This window comes from Erysipelothrix anatis (assembly GCF_009828745.1).
GTDB lineage: Bacteria > Bacillota_I > Bacilli_A > Erysipelotrichales > Erysipelotrichaceae > Erysipelothrix > Erysipelothrix anatis.
Map to the genome: position 1 here is coordinate 1 of NZ_WTSX01000001.1, position 16,857 is coordinate 16,857.

The window sequence follows — 16,857 nt, forward strand, 5'->3', positions numbered from 1 at the left end:
CTCCTTTGATAATTTTAGATAGTTTGCAGACTACACTTAAATATTATCAAATGGAGGTTTAAAACAGAATACATCGCTAAAGCTATAATCGAACCCCCAGACTATCTGGGGGTTTTAAAATGCACAAAAAAAAAGCACCGCTTGGTGCTTTACTCATATTGAACCAAAACGGTTGCTTTAAACATATGGGCTGATTCATCAACTTCAACTTTAAATATCCCATTTGATTTTTCAATGATTTCGCGTACAATCTGAAGTCCAATACCATGAATGTCTGCATCCTCTTTGGTACTTTTAAATACACCATACTTTAAAATCGGTTTGATTGTGTAGCGGTTGGAAATGGTCAACGATAACCAATTTTTATGAATAATGTTCGAAACTTGAATGTATCGCTTCGTCGGATCTTCGATATTTAATGAGGCCTCAATGGCATTGTTAATAAGATTGGTGATGACACGTAACATATCTAGTTCTGAAAGTCGAAACATCTCCGGAATTTGAAGATCTAAATCATACTTAATATCGTTATCAATGCATCGCTTTTCAACATCTTTAATGATTGCGTCCAAAAGATGACTTTGGGAATAGGGTTCCAACAAGGTGGTATCTGCAAAGGAATGATTCGTTTGATTAATGATATTCTGTGCACTCACCAGTTGATTGGATTCTATAAGTGCATTAATGGTCGTTAAGGTAGAACGGTAATCATGCTTAAATTTTTGATATTCGGCCATTAAATCTTGATATGACTCATAATGCTCAATTTGCATTTTTAGCTGGTTTTCAATTTTACCTGTATACCTTGCATTCTCTAATAGATCAGCACCTCGAAGGGCATCACTCCATGAAACACATAGAATTACGAGGATGAATAGACATGAAGATAGGTACACCGTATTAAACCATAGAACATTGTTTTGAAGGAATCGTCCATCGTTCACAATCATAATATAAAACAGCATAATCACTTCAATACGTAAGACATGTTTGGTCTTCATAACGTTTCTAAAAAGTTTTATTTGTTTTTGAACAATTTCCTCGTTGTTCATACCAACCCAAACACACCAGTTAAAGATAACATAGGTTAGAACAAATATAATCCATCGAAAGGATGTTGTCAGAAGAATTTGGTGAGTTGTTGTGCCAGCAACAAAGGCTGCGAATGCTGCAAACGACCCCCGTAAGGTATAAATAAAGAGGATTGGAAACAAAGAAATCGTTACAAGATTGAGTGGAGACACAATAAAAACGAGCTGAGTCATCAGGAGCAAGTAGGCTAAAAGATAAAAGGTGCTCATCCGCACAGCATCCAATTGATCAACAAATATAAAATCCAAGGCATAGACAAGAATTAATAAATACTCAAGTTTTCGAGTGTTGTAACGTTTCTCAAAAACTTTTGATAAATTAGTAATCCATAAATTGCCACTGAATACTAAGAGTGGTAAAAATATAAAAAGCATCATAGTCTCTCCCTAACGATTGATGAAATCGACAAAACTGTTTTCAAGCGCATTTTGATACGTACGACCAACCGGTACTACACTACCATCTAATAAAACAATCTCTGATTTTCCAAAAGTTTTTATGTAGGTCATGTTTACAATAAATGAACGTTGGACACGGACTAAAGGACTCCCCAGAATTTGCTGCTCCACTTCTGTCATCGTACTGTAAAATTCAATGATTTGCTCCTGTCGTGTCTTGATTGCAATAATGCGCTTCTTAACTTCGATATAGATAATATCCGAAATTACGAGTGTGTATGACATCCCCTTGATTTCATACATAAACAATTGATCACGTGTGATGCTAACATTCTCGATAGACTTCATCAAGACAGATTCAAAGCGCTCGTCAGTGATTGCATATTTAAGTAAGTAATTGGCTGGCATGACATCAAATGATTCAAACACATACTCTTTAAGATTTGATAAGAAAATGATTTCAGCTTGGATACCAAGACTTCGAAGTTTGGCCGCTGCATCCAGTCCGTTCATTTCTCCCATTTGAATATCAAGATAAATAATATCGGGTAACACTTTTATATCATCAAGCATAAAGAAAAGTTCCTCCGCCGATTCGAAGGCTGTAATTGAAATGTAGAGATTGTGCTTTTCTGCAATTGACTGAATGAGTTTCGCGTATTTCTCTCTAATTTCAGGATCGTCATCGCACAGAAAAATTGTTATCATGGTCCCACCTCTTTGTATTAATAGTAACGCAATTTTAACGATATAACAATTATTTATAACGTATTTATGGTTGTACTTACAATACAAATACTTCGACATTACGTCAAGAAAAAATAAAAACTGTACATATTTGTGTACAGTTTTAGATTTTATAATTTAGAATTTGACTCACCGAATATTTCTGCTTCGAAGCGACGACCTGTTGGACTATCAGCAAGGCCACCTTCGCCTGTCTCTCTGAATTTACGGGGCAATTCTTTCCCAACTTTATACATTGTCGCTACGACTTCATCACTTGGAATAGCACTCCGTACCCCTGCTAGAGCCATATCTGCGGAAACAAGAGCCTGCGCAGCTCCCAAAGCATTACGTTTAACGCAAGGTACTTCAACCAATCCGGCAACTGGATCACATATGAGGCCCAGCATATTTTTTATGGTCATTGCAAATGCCTGTTCGGCTTCACGTGGAGAGCCACCCAGTATTTCAACGGTTGCTGCTGATGCCATCGCAGATGCACTGCCAATTTCAGCTTGGCATCCCCCTGTCGCACCAGCTATGGATGCATTGTTTGCGACAACTAAGCCAAAGCCCCCTGCAACAAACAAAAAGTTAATTTGCTGTTCACGGGTTAAGTGATACCGTTCAATTAATGCACTAAGTACACCAGGAGCCACACCTGCACTACCTGCCGTCGGCGTTGCACAGATTCGTCCCATTGCCGCATTAACTTCGTTTGTAGCTACAGCGCCTGCAACTGCACGAACTACGATCGGACCACACAACGTTTCATTGCTTTCGAGATACGTTTGCAGTTTTAATGCATCTCCACCTGTTAATCCGGTCTTAGATTGTACACCCTGTATTCCTTGTTCAACAGAACGTAACATGACATCCAATTGTTTCCCCATCAGTGTCAAAATTGCTTCACGTGATTTGCCTGAATTTTCAATTTCTGCACAAATGACCGCTTCCGCAATCGACCCTTGTAATTCTGCTTGGTGGATAAGCGTTTCGATTGAATCAAACATTATAAATTCCTCCCAATATAAATAACACTTTTAATATAGGGTATCTCACGGATTGCGTCTAGCGACGTATGTAATTCTTCTTGATCCAACTCTATAACCATGTAAGCATTATTCCCTTTCGTATCACGGTCCACTTTCATCGTACTAATATTAATCTCTAAATCGGATAAGATAGTTGCAACACGTGCAATAAGACCGGGAAGGTCTTGATGAAAGATAAGGATTGTAGGTATACCACCATTAATATCAACATCAATGTCGTTAATATTTACAATTTTGACACTCCCGCCTCCAATAGATGCCCCGATAACTGTCATTTTTTGATGACCCGAACGCATAACTAATTTTGCGGTATTGGGATGACTAACTGCTTCAGCTAAAGGAATAAATTTAATGTCAACACCTTCAGCTTGAGCAATCAACAAAGACTCATGAAGCCGATCATCATCAGCATCCATTCCTAAAATTCCACCAGCAATCGCAACATCGGTACCATGACCACGGTACGTTTTCGCAAATGACTCGTAAAGATAAACATTTACGGATTCGGGAGTCTTTCCAAATACTTCACGTGCTATTTTCCCAATCCGTGCGGCACCTGCAGTGTGGGAGCTGCTGGGTCCAGTCATCACTGGACCAATGATATCAAAAACTGATGTATAATCTTGTTTAGACATGGTCTCACCTCTTGTCATATTGTACCATTAAAACAAAAAACGACATATACATATTTACGCACGTATCGGACTTTTGTGAAACCTTTCAAAATCACACCATCGTCCCCAAAGAGACCACCTCGCACTTTTTTAGACAAAACTCCTTGCCAACAAAATTGGGGTGTGCTATTATCGAGTGAGCAAAATCCCTTTGAGTTCTCGCCGGATTACTCCAGGACGTTACATGTATTTCGTAGGCCATACGAAGAAATACTTCAAGACGTCTTTTTATTTTGCTTGGCAACTAAGATTCCCTATGAGTTCTCGCCGGACAACTCTAGGACGTTATTGATGCTTCGTAGGCCATACGAAGAAGCATCTATGACGTCCTTTTTATTTTTTAGAAGAAGGAGACCCTATGAAATTAGTTAAAAAGTTTTTACAAGAGCACTTCGCCCTCGTTTCTGGAACAATGATCCTACTCTTGATCCAATTAACGGCTACCCTTTACATTCCGTATTTGGTTGCTCATATCGTTGATGATGGAATTTTAGCCAACGACCTTAATACCATCTACAGTTTAGGATTTGAAATGCTGATTGTGGCTATTATTGGCGTGATCGCTGCTGTCGCATGCAGTTATTACTCGTCCGTGATTGCTACACGATTTGGTACCGACCTAAGACTTCAAGTCTTCCATAAAGTCCAGGTACTCTCCGTTAAAGATGTTGAAGATTATGGTACTTCATCGCTCGTATCTCGAATTACCTCTGATGTTGTCAACATCCAGCAAGTTGTTGTCATGTTGTTTCAGATGATTCTTCCTGGACCCCTCATCGGTATTGTCTGTATCATTATGTCCTTTATGATTTCACCAACTTTAGGATGGGTGGCACTGATCAGTATTCTTGTCTTCCTTGGTGCTGCTATTTTGGTTACAAAATTAGCAGTTCCATACATGAATGCAATCCAACATTACCTCGATCGTATGATTCTTGTTTTGCGTGAATTCTTTGTTGGAGTACGAATTATTCGAGCATTTGACAACTCTGAATTTGAACGCCAACGCACTGATAAAACCTTTGAAGAGCACGCTGAAAACATGATCAAGATTAACCGCTTATTCGCCTTCTTGTCTCCCATCGCATATGCGCTTTTAGGATTATCGATGGTAGCAATCCTTTGGTTTGGACTGATTGAAGTTCCAAGTGGTATTTTGCAGCTAGGTGAAGTTACAGCCGTCATTGAATACACAACACTCACCATTTTAACCCTAATAATGGCAGCCTTGGTTATCGTTATGATCCCTCGTGCGTTAGCGGCATTGAGTCGTGTTGATACGCTCCTTGCGATTGAACCAGGAGTATTAGACTCACAAACAGTCCACCCTTTGACACCTGGAAGCAATGATATTGTTCGTTTTGAACATGTCTTCTTTGGATATGAGGGCGAAGATGGTGATGCATTGGTAGATGTCAGTTTCTTTGTACCCAAAGGACAAACTACAGCGATTATCGGTGCTACAGGATCGGGTAAAAGTACGATTGCGAAACTTATTATGCGATTCCACGACGCTACAAACGGACGAATTCTTTTCCAAGATAGCGATGTTCAAAGTATTTCGCAACATGCCCTTCGTGATGCTGTCAGCTATATTCCCCAAAAGTCGTTTTTGTTTAGTGGTACCGTTCAAGAGAACATCAAATTCCACAAACCCAATGGAAGTAACACAGCAATGCGTCAGGCCGCACAAACAGCACAAGCTGCATCCTTTATCGAATCCCTTGAGAAACAATACGATGCCGAAGTTGTTCGCGGCGGGATGAACTTCTCTGGAGGACAAAAACAGCGAATTAGTATTGCGCGCGCTTTGTATAAGGATGCTGACTTATATGTCTTCGACGATAGTTTCTCTGCCCTTGACTACAAAACGGATGCGGTACTACGCAAAGCCTTAAAAGAAGATATGCCCGAAGCAACTTATTTAATTATTGCACAACGCGTGAGCACCATTATGAATGCAGATCAAATTATTGTGATGGATAAAGGACATGTAGTTGGTATCGGAACACACGCATCCCTCATGCAAACAAGCGATATTTACCGTCAATTTGCTCAGTCCCAACATATTTTTGATGACATGGAGGAACCCTTAAATGTTTAAGCACAAAAAAACTAGAGTTCAGAAGGTAACCCAACAAGAGCAACCTTCGAACATGAAGCATGCTTTCAAATTATTCATTAATCTATTATTAAATTGGAAGGGACGCATCGCCTTAGTTTTGCTTGTTTCCCTACTCGGTAGTATTACCTATACAGTTATCCCTTGGATTATGGGACTCTCGATTGATGCTGTCGCAACGCTAATTAGCACCAATAACTTATCCATTGCTAGTGTTGAAGCAGTTATTATCCAGCCATTGCTATGGTTGGTCCTTGCATCTTTTTTCTCCTTCTTGTTTTCTTTCATTCAAGAACGCATCATGGCGTCGATTAGTGAACAAGCTGGTACCCATCTTCGAAAAATTATTACAGATAAAATGACAACACTTCCGCTACGATTTTATGACGATGTGAAAGTAGGAGAAGTCTTAAGTCGTGTCTCTGTTGATATCGAACGAGTTGCCGAAATTCTTGTCGTTGGCTTCAATCAATTTATCTCATCATTTTTTAATATTGTGATTGGTTTGATTGTCATGACTCAAATTGCAAGCTCATTGACACTCTTAATTTTCGCTCTTATTGTTATTAGTGGGTTTGTGACTTATATTATTTCCTTGAAGAGTCAACGATCGTTCCTCGACAATTTCAGTACCCTTGCTGATTTCAATAGCTTGGTAGAAGAGTACTTTACGGGGAATGTTATTCTCAAGTCATACAATAAACAAACCTATGCAATGGATACAGTGATTGCTTCAAATGAACGTCACGAAAAAGCACATCTTAAGGCCATGTTTTTAAACTACGCAATCTATCCCGCAGTTCGCTTCTTAAACCAATTAGCATTTATTGCTAGTGCTGTGATTGGTGGATATTTCGCATTACGTGGAATACTTAGTGTCGGGATTCTTCAAGCCTACCTCCAATACGTATCCCAAGTTTCTGAGCCGATTACAGAAGCTTCCTTTATTATTAACTCATTTCAAGCTGCACTTGCATCGCTAGAGCGGGTCTATGATATTACGGCTTTAGACGACGAACAAGAACATGAAGGTGTCACACCGAAAATAGACCATCCAGAAGGCGCAATTTCATTTGAAAATGTTGCCTTTGGTTACGGTCCAGATCATTTACTTATGACAGATGTATCATTTGAGGTTGGTGCCAAACAGACCGTCGCCATTGTGGGTCCAACTGGAGCTGGTAAAACAACCCTTGTGAACTTATTGATGCGTTTCTATGATATTAATGGTGGTAAAATCTTATTTGATGGTGTCGACACCCAATCAATGACACGTACAGATGTACGAAATCTCTTTGGGATGGTACTTCAGGATACGTGGTTGTTTGAAGGAACTGTCGCCGATAACATTGCCTATGGACGAAAAGATGCCTCACGTGAAGAGATTATTGCCGCCGCCAAACTCGCACAAAGTCATGATTTTATCATGCAGATGCCTCAGGGTTACAATACCATCATCTCAAGTGATGCCTCGATTGTATCTCAAGGTCAACAACAACTCTTAACGATTGCGCGTGCAGCCCTTGCTAACCCTGCAGTGATGATTCTTGACGAAGCCACTTCCAATATTGATACCATCACCGAACAGAAAATCCAAACTGCATTGAATGCTCTAATGGAAAATCGTACAAGTTTTGTGATTGCCCATCGTTTATCAACAATCCGTAATGCCGATATCATTCTCGTGATGAATCGCGGAAATATTATTGAAAGTGGTAATCATGAATCACTCCTTGAATTGGGTGGTGTTTACGCCGACTTGTATGAAAGTCAATTCACGATTGCATAAAAAAAACGACTCCGAATAATGGGGTCGTTTTTCTATGCTTTATTTAATTTCCCAAGACATTGTTACGGATTGCTCGATTGTGATATTCGTTGCATGAATATCAGATCCACCATGATCATACGCATAGGCACGCATCAGTGATGGGCGATTCTGTTGGGCGCTTTCGTATGAAATATTTGTAATCCCACCTAGGCAAACGCCGGCACTGTCCGAAATCACTTTCGATTTATCGTGCGCATCGTTAATCGCAAGAATAAGTGCGTCATTGATATATTTCGTTGCATCTTTAATAAAGTATGATAGTGAGAAGTTAAAATCATCCTCGGAACGAAGTGCGTCCAAAAGTTTGGACATTTTCTCTAGATTGATGCGGTCTTCAAAGATTAGACTCTGATTTCCACGGAATTTTTTCTTTTCAACATCAGTTTCGTGGATAATCGAAACATTTATGGATGATGTTTGAATCAAGGAAACATTGAAGCCAACAGACTTAAATGCCTTGACGAGTGCATCAAATTGGTGTGATAGTTTATCAAATGCTTCACCATAGGAAGGTGCATCCTGAACTAATTCATAGTTAAAACGCATCATGTCTGGTTCTGCTTTTAAGAAACCGCGACCCACTACTTCTAATAATCGTGTCATATTTTCACCTCTTATAAAGCTATTATACGCTTTTTATGCAAAATAATGAAATAACTATTTTATATGGATGGCATTCGTTTGCGGTTCAAGGGCCGTGACATGCACTTGGCAGTAAACGTCTTTCCCTTCGGCAGATAATTTTTGATACCCAGGCTGGTAATCCTTAGAGATGCAGATTCCGGTCGCTACAAGTGTTGCGTCCGCTTTATGTAATAAGGTCTCTACATTGGTTACGACACTACCTTGTGCTAAGAAATCATCGATTAAAATAATACGTTTGCCTTTAATAAATTCCAGTTGCGTTGTGAGATGGTATGCATTACCTTTTGTAAACGAGAAGGATGCTTGTTGAACAAAGCGTGGATCATCCATAACTTTTTGAGACTTCTTAATAATAACAAGTGGTTTTTGAGCCGCCAAACTTGCAAATACAGATGGTGCAATCCCGGAGCTCTCGACGGTCACAAAAACATCAAAGTCATGATCCTTAAAGTGCTCTGCAAAGTCATCACCGATTGCTTGCATCAATCTTGCATCAACTTGAGCATTAAAAAACGTACTCACATCTAATATTTCTTCAGTTCGCGCGATTCCCGCCTCGCGTATCCGTTGTTTCAACAATTCCATTTCTAACCTCTTTCTAAAGTGTAATCATATATGCAATGGAAACTAATGTAATCCCATGCATAATCCAACCTAATTCTTTATGTTTTCCTGCAAAAATCATGCAAAGTTCATACGATACAAATCCCATGGTAAGACCCAATGCAATAGACCCAGTTAACGGCATCATGACAATTGTGATGAAAGACGGCACAATAACTTCATAACCACCTCGCCAATCAATATTCACAATATTTTGCATCATGAAGATTCCAATAACGACCATAGCCGGCGTTGTGACTGCCGCAGTAACTAAAGATAGCAATGGATAGATAAAGACTGACAATAGGAATAAACAAGCCGTGACGACTGCCATAAGCCCTGTCCGCGCACCATTGATGATTCCGGAAACGGATTCAATGTATGTAGAGAGATTCGATGTCCCTAAAACCCCTCCGACAAATGTTCCAACTGCATCCGCAACATAAATACGATGATTGTTTTCAAATGCTTCCGCAGGCAAATCAGGAATTTGTGATGCAGCCGCTGATAATGTCGTTGCTGTACCAAAGAAATCCAAAAACAGGAACGTTAAGACAACTATGATTGCTTGTGGATTTAAAAGTTCCCCAAGATTTTTAAATCCAACAAACAATGTATTATCAATCATCGATTGCATCGGACCCACTGGCACGACAATCGGACTTCCTGCTGGCAATTGTGGCAAGGTTGCCGCAATTTCTGGTGCCATCGATAACCATCCCATATCAACACCTAAGCGAATTAGAAGACCACAAACTGCTGCACCAATCATTCCAAAGAAGACGGCATATTGATTCTTCTTCACGAGGAAGAATGCGGCTGTAAGTACACCTACTATCGCAATGACAACGTTTGGATTGTGGAATCCACCAAACGTAATAAACATACTTGAATCAGGAACGATTATCCCAGCATTTTTAAAACTAACAAATGCGATAAATAATCCCAATCCAACATTCCCAGCTTGTTTAATTGGCAGTGGGATACCTTTAATGATTTTGGCACGAATCCCTGAGAATGAAAGCATGATAAACAAGACAGATGAAACAAGTACTGCCGCTAACGCAACTTCCCATGCCATCCCCATTCCCAATACAACACTAAATGCAAAGAAGGCATTCATCGACATACATGGCGCTAATCCTAACGGAAAGCGTGCATACAAACCCATAATGAGCATTGCAATTGCCGATGAGAGTATTGTTGCCATGAAGACTGCATCTTCGGGCATACCTGCATTCCCCAAAATAATCGGATTCACAAAAATGACATAAGACATTGACAGGAAAGCGGTAAGACCCCCTGCAAATTCCCGTTTGATTGTTGACCCTGATTCCTCAATTCTAAAATACGTATTCAACCATGTTTTCATAGTCTCCTCCTTTTGAATACAAAAAAACTGCCAATAGGCAGTAGTATCAAAAGGTACGTAAAAACGCCTTTGAAACTAGTGCCATAGTACACGACTTTACGGGTCATGAGTAGAGACTTCCGGACCTTATTTCCAGAATTATATGGTAGTTTTCATAGCGTAATGGTAACACTGTAAATGTAGTGTGTCAACGACAGGCTCCCTTAATTTCCATATTCATTGTAATCAATATGGAATTGTGATGTTCACAAGAAACTGCCGCAACACGGGATCGGTTTTTATTTTCAGAATTCCTTCAGATTTTTCTACAATTTCCCGGACAATTTGCAAGCCAATACCATGAATATCGGGACTATCTTTAGTACTCAAGTATTGACCGTGCTTATAGATTGGCTCCGTCACGTATTGATTTGTAACCTCTAAAGACAGCCAACGATGATTCACCCTACTTCTAATTTTAATCCACCGATCACAAGGATTTGAAATGGGTAACGATGCTTCGATAGCATTATTGATAATATTCGTAAGAACTCGCAACATGTTGAGTTCCGTGAGTTTAAAAGTATCTGGTAGCTGCAAATCCAACTGATAGTTGATTTCCAAGTCATCACAACGCACTTTAAAATCTTTAATGATTGCATCCAGCAAGTGACTCTGAGAATACGGCTCTAAAGCCTGCGTCTCTTGAAAGGAGTCATGAGACTGTTGAATGATATTTTTTGCGCCAACAATTTGTTCTTCAGCAATCAAATGTTGGATTGTTTGAAGCATTGCACGATAGTCATGTTTAAATTTCTTATATTCTTCCAGTAAATCTTGATACGATTCATAATGTTGGACTTGCATTTTCAGTTGGTTTTCAACTTTCGCAGTGTACCGGGCATTTTCTAATAATGACGCACCACGAATGGCATCATTCCAAGACACACTCAATATCACAAAAATAAAAACTGAAGCACTTGCATATAATAAATTAAACCAATGTATTTCATTGTCTAAAAACCGACCATCATTCACTATTAAAAGATACACCATCATAATCAGTTCGATACGGAGAATATGCTTTAATTTCATGGTATTTCGTAGAAACATTTTGATATTCATATTAACATCGAGTACTTGCGAAAGAGCATACGTTAAAATTGCGAGAATGCTATAGGATGCTAAAAAGATTGTCCATCGCGTGAATGAATATGATAAAACAAAAAATGTTGTCTTTTGCCAAATCATTGCAGTTGTTGCTGCTAAAAATCCACGGATCGTATAGAACGAAACGACGGGCAAAAAACTAATAGTCAAAACATTCAACGTCGGTATTATAAAGAGTATCCGAGCCATGAACATAAGATACAAAAACATGATAAACGGACCTAAATGTGTAAAACTAAAACGATTGATTAAAGCAAAGACGACCCCATAGATGATAAGTAAGAGGCCTTCAATAACTTCCGGTACTGCACGCCTCACATAATAATGAGATACAATCCTTAACCATAAGTGACCACTGAACATTAAGACAGTAAATAACACGAGATTGATGATCATCGATGACTCCCAACATACGCAATGTATTCATTTTCTAAGACTGTCATATAGTATTTTCCTATAGGAATTTCAGTACCATCTTTAAGGGTAATGGTTGTCTTATCATAACTATCGATGTAAGTAATATTGACAATATATGAACGATGAACCCGTACAAGAACTGTATTTCGAATCTGTTGGTCGAGTTCATACATCGTTCCATAAAATTCGATTGTTTGACCATCATTTATATTGAGAATAATAATTCGTTTCTTAATCTCGATTGATACAATTTTGGACATCCGTTGCGCATAAGTTGTTCCTTTTATTTGATAAGCAAAAATTTGTTCGCGGTTTGGTCGATACTTTTCGACCGCATTTAAGAACTCTGTCTTAAACCCATCACACGTCAATCGATCTTTAATTAGGAAATTAGACGGACCGATTTCAAATGTATCGAAAACATACTCAGTAGCATTCGAGATAAAAATAATCTCCGAGTTGACGCCCTGCTCTCGCAATCTATTTCCTAACTCAAGGCCATTCATACTTTTCACCTCAACACCTAAATAGATTACTGTTGGACAATGTGTCATCGCTTTTAGAACTTCAATAAGTTTGTCAGCACTATCAAAAACGGTGATGGAGAGATACATTTGTTGCTCTAAAGCTATTGCTTCAAGCATTCTCGAATAGCGTTCTTGATAGTATTCATCATCTTCATATATAAAAACAGTAATCATGGAACCCCCTAAATTGAAACATTTCTTTATTCCGTTAACGAATATCCTAAAATACACACTTAACTAAATAAATATTAATATTTAACTAATAGAAATTGGTCCTCATCGTTTTCAAAGTGAAATTTTTTGTTCCAAAACTCAAAAAACTTGTGTTTTTTTTAACATGAGAAAAAAACAAGGGGTTGATTAATGCCTCAGATTATCAAAGCAATAAAAAAAGCATTTGCTTTCGTCATTCAATGTCCGAAAAAAATGCTTATCTTTATTGTGATTTATTTTTGGGAAACAGATAATAATGAATCATAGTTGTAAATAGCTTTTAGATCGTCCAAACGTTGACCTTGCAGTTGTTGGCCATCAACAAACCTATATATTAAGTCATAGACTGAAACAGGATTTTCCAGTGTCATACCATTGAGAATCATCTGCCACTCTGGAAATACGGTATCAAGAGCATCCCCTAAAACTGCACCTGTATTATAGAGACCACTATTAGAAATGTAGGATGCGTCCATAAGTCCATCACCGATTGCACTGATAATCATTTCATAGGTCGCAGGTGTTCCATCAGAAGCAGTTAGGTAATGAAAAGGTTGACCGATTCGCAAGGAAGCTTCACGCCCAATGTAGGTCGCAACACCTTCAAGCGTTAGCTTTACACCTTCATCAGATACGTACGATGGATTGTCTGTGCTTCGCGCAGTTTGAACTACACTCCAATCCGCTAACAATTGTGCAAGGACCGCTTCACGACCCGCTCCATTCATTTCCAAAATCAAGGCATCATAAATACGATACTGCAATAGTGCAAGTGCTTGTCCTTCGACGGATAATGGTTGTAAGAAATCAGCAGCATCAGGCCAGTTTCGTTGAATGCTGTAATGCGCATATTCATGCATAAAAAATGACGTTGGATAGGACTCAGGTTGATCAAATGCTTGTTTAATATCTTGATTGCTATACTTTGTATAATAAACATCGTGATAGGAACCAACATGATAATGCTGATTCATCGATGGGAAATTCCCGAAAGGAAGATTTAAAAACCATGTCGCTGGATTTGTACTCGCAAACCGATATACAGATGATTCAGTATTTGTAATTAAGGTAGAACCAATTGTATTGAGACCCTCAAGTTCGTCCATATTGAATGTGTAGGCATTATTAAACCAGCTATCTTTATCGACAAAAATAATTGGCGCACTACTTAAATTATAACCATCCCAAATTGGATCCGCTTTCTCACTTTGTTTCAGACGCTCAAAGTCAAGGAGCACATCCTGTGTCGTCTGATTAAGTGATTCGAGTGTAGTATTAACCGTTCTATTGAGAATCATATTCATTACAATTAATAGGACAATTACACCTCCCACCACAAACAATCGTTTTAATTTTTTATTCATCAAGACCTCCTTAAAATCCTGTTTATCATAACATGGCTATCCGATTCAAGAAACGAATGTACATTTTCGCATAAAAAAACACGGATAGCCGTGTCTTAGTATTTGAGCAATGCTTGAATTCCTGGTTTTTGAATGTCATTAAGGCCCATAACTGTCTTATTGACGTTCGCTTTGAAAACTTTTTTTCCATTTACTTTAAGTTTGAGTTTATAGAATAGAATTCCTCTTTTAGCGATAACTTGTGTATTTCCGTCTAAACGGTATGTTTCAACAGAGTTCACTTTAAGTGAAAATGGATGTAGACTGAGAATCACGATAACATTTGGTTCTAGTATTAGTATTTTAGGTGACATCGTCACCGTGAATGCTTTTTGTTGAACTGCATAAATGGCATGCGATTCGACGCCTGGTGTCCCATATGTTTGCATCAATTCGGTAAGATACTGCTTATCTAGTTTTAATTTCATAAATTCCCCCATGTACTTTGACTTTCTAATTATACGCACCTCGCAAGTTTTTTTCAAATCAATCATGGTGTTTGGTTTGCTTCACAAAAAAAAGACATCCCGAAGGATGTCTTGTATGTTCATCAATTATTTTTTGATGTTGAAGAATGTTTTAGCACCTGAGTATTTAGCAGCTGCTCCCAATTCTTCCTCGATGCGGATTAATTGGTTGTATTTTGCTAAACGGTCTGTACGTGACATTGATCCTGTTTTGATTTGACCTGCGTTAAATGCTACTGCGATGTCAGCGATTGTTGCATCTTCTGTTTCTCCTGAACGGTGTGAAACTACTGATGTATATCCTGCACGTTTAGCCATTTCCATAGCGTCAAATGTTTCTGTTAAAGTACCGATTTGGTTAACTTTGATAAGAATTGAGTTTCCAATTCCTTTTTCGATTCCTTCTGCAAGGATAGCTGGGTTTGTTACGAATAAGTCGTCACCAACGATTTGTACACGGTCTCCGATACGGTCTGTTAGACGTTTCCATCCATCCCAGTCACGTTCTCCAAGTCCATCTTCGATTGAAACGATTGGGTATTTTTCGATAAATCCTTCGTACATATCGATCATTTGGTCAGATGTTAATACTTCTCCACCTGATTTGCTTAATACGTAAACACCTTTTTCTGTGTCGTAGAATTCTGAAGCAGCAACGTCCATTGCTAAGACGATGTCTGTTCCTGGTACGTATCCAGCTTTTTTGATAGCTTCAACGATAACTTCTAATGGTTCTTCGTTTGATGCTAAGTTTGGTGCGAATCCACCTTCGTCCCCAACAGCTGTAACATGTCCTTTAGCTTTAAGAACTGATTTAAGAGCGTGGAATGTTTCTGCTCCCATTTGGATTGCTTCTTTGATGTTTTTTGCGCTAATTGGCATAATCATGAATTCTTGGAAATCAACTGATGAGTCAGCGTGTGATCCACCATTGATAACGTTCATCATTGGAACTGGAAGTTCTTTTCCATTGAATCCACCTAAGTATTTGTAAAGTGGCATTCCGTAGAAATCAGCAGCAGCATGTGCAGCAGCCATGGATACACCTAAGATAGCGTTTGCTCCAAGTTTTGACTTATCTTTTGTACCGTCTAATTCGATCATTGTTAAGTCAAGTAAGTTTTGGTCTGTTACGTCAAATCCGATTAATGCGTCAGCAATAATTTCGTTTACGTTTTCAACTGCTTTTAAAACACCTTTTCCGTCGTAACGTGATTTGTCTCCGTCACGAAGTTCTAATGCTTCACGTTCACCTGTTGATGCACCTGATGGTACCATAGCGCGTCCGAAAGCACCTGAATCTGTTGCTACTTCAACTTCAATTGTTGGGTTACCACGTGAGTCTAAAACTTCACGTGCGTGGATATCGATAATAAATGGCATATTAATATGTCCTCCTCTATATTGATTATCTAATTATTTAATTGCATCAATGATTGCTTTGAATGAGTCAACTTCTAATGAAGCGCCTCCAATTAAAGCACCATCAATGTCTTCTTGTGACATGTATTCTGCAATGTTATCTGGTTTTACAGATCCACCGTATTGTACACGTACTTTGCTTGCAACATCATCACCGAAGATGTTGCGAACTTCATCACGAACTAATGCACATGTATCTTGTGCAATTTCAATTGTTGCACTCTTACCTGTTCCAATAGCCCAAACTGGTTCATAAGCGATTACTAAGTTTGATACAGCTTCTGGAGCTAATCCAGCTAATGTACCCGCAACTTGTTTACGAACTACTGACTCTGTTTTACCAGCTTCAAATTCGAACAATGTTTCTCCGACACAGATGATTGGTGTCATTCCTGCTTCAATAGCAACAGCAGCTTTTTTATTGACTTCTTCATCTGTTTCGTTGAAGTATTGACGGCGTTCTGAGTGTCCTAAAACTACCCATTTGACACCGATTTCTTTCAACATTTCAACTGAAACTTCACCTGTGTAAGCGCCATTTGGTGCCCAGTGTACGTTTTCAGCTGCAACGTGAATATTTTTCGCAGCATTTACAGATGTATGTAATGCTGTGAAAGGTACTGCAACACCAAAGTCAGCTTTGTCTGTTGCGAATGCATCAACACCGTCAAAGAATGATTGTGCTTGTGCATTTGTTTTGTTCATTTTCCAGTTTCCGAAGATAATTGGTTTTCTCATTTT

At 38.8% G+C, this 16,857-nt stretch carries 15 protein-coding genes and 1 riboswitch; of the genes, 2 read left to right on the forward strand and 13 right to left on the reverse strand.

What is annotated here, in order from left to right:
- Positions 1-149: 149 nt before the first annotated feature.
- From GVV19_RS00005 to sdaAB, 4 genes are all read right to left on the reverse strand, one after another.
- Entirely contained in the window at positions 150-1,466 is a 1,317-nt protein-coding gene (locus GVV19_RS00005; protein WP_159644612.1) for a sensor histidine kinase, read from the reverse strand.
- Positions 1,467-1,478: 12 nt separating this feature from the next.
- Positions 1,479-2,198, reverse strand: coding sequence for a LytR/AlgR family response regulator transcription factor (locus GVV19_RS00010; RefSeq protein WP_159633459.1), 720 nt, complete (start codon positions 2,196-2,198; stop codon positions 1,479-1,481).
- A 149-nt stretch (positions 2,199-2,347) separates the two neighbouring features.
- Complete coding sequence (sdaAA, locus tag GVV19_RS00015; RefSeq protein WP_159644614.1) at positions 2,348-3,229, reverse strand: L-serine ammonia-lyase, iron-sulfur-dependent, subunit alpha; 882 nt, start codon at positions 3,227-3,229, stop codon at positions 2,348-2,350.
- The gene (sdaAB, locus tag GVV19_RS00020) at positions 3,229-3,906 is read right to left on the reverse strand and encodes an L-serine ammonia-lyase, iron-sulfur-dependent subunit beta (protein WP_159633465.1); all 678 of its coding nucleotides are present in this window, start codon (positions 3,904-3,906) and stop codon (positions 3,229-3,231) included. Before sdaAB ends, sdaAA begins: the two co-directional genes overlap by 1 nt.
- A gap of 397 nt (positions 3,907-4,303) precedes the next feature.
- Between sdaAB and GVV19_RS00025 the strand changes: the two genes are divergently transcribed.
- The gene (locus GVV19_RS00025) at positions 4,304-6,049 is read left to right on the forward strand and encodes an ABC transporter ATP-binding protein (RefSeq protein WP_159644616.1); all 1,746 of its coding nucleotides are present in this window, start codon (positions 4,304-4,306) and stop codon (positions 6,047-6,049) included.
- Complete coding sequence (locus GVV19_RS00030) at positions 6,042-7,856, forward strand: ABC transporter ATP-binding protein (protein ID WP_159644618.1); 1,815 nt, start codon at positions 6,042-6,044, stop codon at positions 7,854-7,856. The genes GVV19_RS00025 and GVV19_RS00030 overlap by 8 nt, the downstream gene beginning before the upstream one ends.
- Positions 7,857-7,895: 39 nt before the next feature.
- Here the strand turns inward: GVV19_RS00030 and GVV19_RS00035 are convergent, their stop codons facing one another.
- The 9 genes from GVV19_RS00035 to tpiA all read right to left on the reverse strand — a co-directional run bounded on the left by GVV19_RS00035 (position 7,896) and on the right by tpiA (position 16,854).
- Positions 7,896-8,501 carry an SIMPL domain-containing protein gene (locus tag GVV19_RS00035; RefSeq protein ID WP_159644620.1) on the reverse strand — a complete coding sequence of 202 codons (606 nt, stop codon included), beginning with the start codon at positions 8,499-8,501 and terminating at the stop codon, positions 7,896-7,898.
- 54 nt (positions 8,502-8,555) lie between these two features.
- Positions 8,556-9,128 (reverse strand): phosphoribosyltransferase family protein, encoded by a 573-nt coding sequence (locus tag GVV19_RS00040; RefSeq protein WP_159639172.1) that lies wholly within the window; start codon positions 9,126-9,128, stop codon positions 8,556-8,558.
- A gap of 13 nt (positions 9,129-9,141) precedes the next feature.
- The gene (locus GVV19_RS00045; protein WP_159644622.1) at positions 9,142-10,518 is read right to left on the reverse strand and encodes an NCS2 family permease; all 1,377 of its coding nucleotides are present in this window, start codon (positions 10,516-10,518) and stop codon (positions 9,142-9,144) included.
- 64 nt (positions 10,519-10,582) lie between these two features.
- Positions 10,583-10,684: riboswitch (purine riboswitch) on the reverse strand.
- A 59-nt stretch (positions 10,685-10,743) separates the two neighbouring features.
- Positions 10,744-12,063, reverse strand: a complete 1,320-nt coding sequence (locus GVV19_RS00050; RefSeq protein WP_159639174.1) for a sensor histidine kinase — start codon at positions 12,061-12,063, stop codon at positions 10,744-10,746.
- Positions 12,060-12,785, reverse strand: coding sequence for a LytR/AlgR family response regulator transcription factor (locus GVV19_RS00055; RefSeq protein WP_159639175.1), 726 nt, complete (start codon positions 12,783-12,785; stop codon positions 12,060-12,062). The genes GVV19_RS00050 and GVV19_RS00055 overlap by 4 nt, the downstream gene beginning before the upstream one ends.
- Before the next feature lie 272 nt (positions 12,786-13,057).
- Positions 13,058-14,188 carry a hypothetical protein gene (locus GVV19_RS00060; protein WP_159644624.1) on the reverse strand — a complete coding sequence of 377 codons (1,131 nt, stop codon included), beginning with the start codon at positions 14,186-14,188 and terminating at the stop codon, positions 13,058-13,060.
- A 95-nt stretch (positions 14,189-14,283) separates the two neighbouring features.
- Positions 14,284-14,655 (reverse strand): hypothetical protein, encoded by a 372-nt coding sequence (locus GVV19_RS00065; RefSeq protein WP_159639177.1) that lies wholly within the window; start codon positions 14,653-14,655, stop codon positions 14,284-14,286.
- 126 nt (positions 14,656-14,781) lie between these two features.
- Entirely contained in the window at positions 14,782-16,077 is a 1,296-nt protein-coding gene (gene eno / locus GVV19_RS00070) for a phosphopyruvate hydratase (RefSeq protein ID WP_159633495.1), read from the reverse strand.
- A gap of 33 nt (positions 16,078-16,110) precedes the next feature.
- Positions 16,111-16,854, reverse strand: a complete 744-nt coding sequence (gene tpiA, locus GVV19_RS00075) for a triose-phosphate isomerase (protein WP_159633499.1) — start codon at positions 16,852-16,854, stop codon at positions 16,111-16,113.
- Positions 16,855-16,857: the final 3 nt, after the last annotated feature.

Excerpts from the sequence above, each read along its gene's own strand:
- GVV19_RS00005 (WP_159644612.1), bottom strand. The coding sequence starts at position 1,466 with ATGCTTTTTATATTTTTACCACTCTTAGTATTCAGTGGCAATTTATGG.
- GVV19_RS00010 (WP_159633459.1), bottom strand. The coding sequence starts at position 2,198 with ATGATAACAATTTTTCTGTGCGATGACGATCCTGAAATTAGAGAGAAA.
- GVV19_RS00035 (WP_159644620.1), bottom strand. The coding sequence starts at position 8,501 with ATGACACGATTATTAGAAGTAGTGGGTCGCGGTTTCTTAAAAGCAGAA.
- GVV19_RS00050 (WP_159639174.1), bottom strand. The coding sequence starts at position 12,063 with ATGATCATCAATCTCGTGTTATTTACTGTCTTAATGTTCAGTGGTCAC.
- GVV19_RS00040 (WP_159639172.1), bottom strand. The coding sequence starts at position 9,128 with ATGGAATTGTTGAAACAACGGATACGCGAGGCGGGAATCGCGCGAACT.
- GVV19_RS00055 (WP_159639175.1), bottom strand. The coding sequence starts at position 12,785 with ATGATTACTGTTTTTATATATGAAGATGATGAATACTATCAAGAACGC.
- GVV19_RS00025 (WP_159644616.1), top strand. The coding sequence starts at position 4,304 with ATGAAATTAGTTAAAAAGTTTTTACAAGAGCACTTCGCCCTCGTTTCT.
- GVV19_RS00060 (WP_159644624.1), bottom strand. The coding sequence starts at position 14,188 with ATGAATAAAAAATTAAAACGATTGTTTGTGGTGGGAGGTGTAATTGTC.
- GVV19_RS00065 (WP_159639177.1), bottom strand. The coding sequence starts at position 14,655 with ATGAAATTAAAACTAGATAAGCAGTATCTTACCGAATTGATGCAAACA.
- GVV19_RS00045 (WP_159644622.1), bottom strand. The coding sequence starts at position 10,518 with ATGAAAACATGGTTGAATACGTATTTTAGAATTGAGGAATCAGGGTCA.
- GVV19_RS00030 (WP_159644618.1), top strand. The coding sequence starts at position 6,042 with ATGTTTAAGCACAAAAAAACTAGAGTTCAGAAGGTAACCCAACAAGAG.
- sdaAA (WP_159644614.1), bottom strand. The coding sequence starts at position 3,229 with ATGTTTGATTCAATCGAAACGCTTATCCACCAAGCAGAATTACAAGGG.
- eno (WP_159633495.1), bottom strand. The coding sequence starts at position 16,077 with ATGCCATTTATTATCGATATCCACGCACGTGAAGTTTTAGACTCACGT.
- tpiA (WP_159633499.1), bottom strand. The coding sequence starts at position 16,854 with ATGAGAAAACCAATTATCTTCGGAAACTGGAAAATGAACAAAACAAAT.
- sdaAB (WP_159633465.1), bottom strand. The coding sequence starts at position 3,906 with ATGTCTAAACAAGATTATACATCAGTTTTTGATATCATTGGTCCAGTG.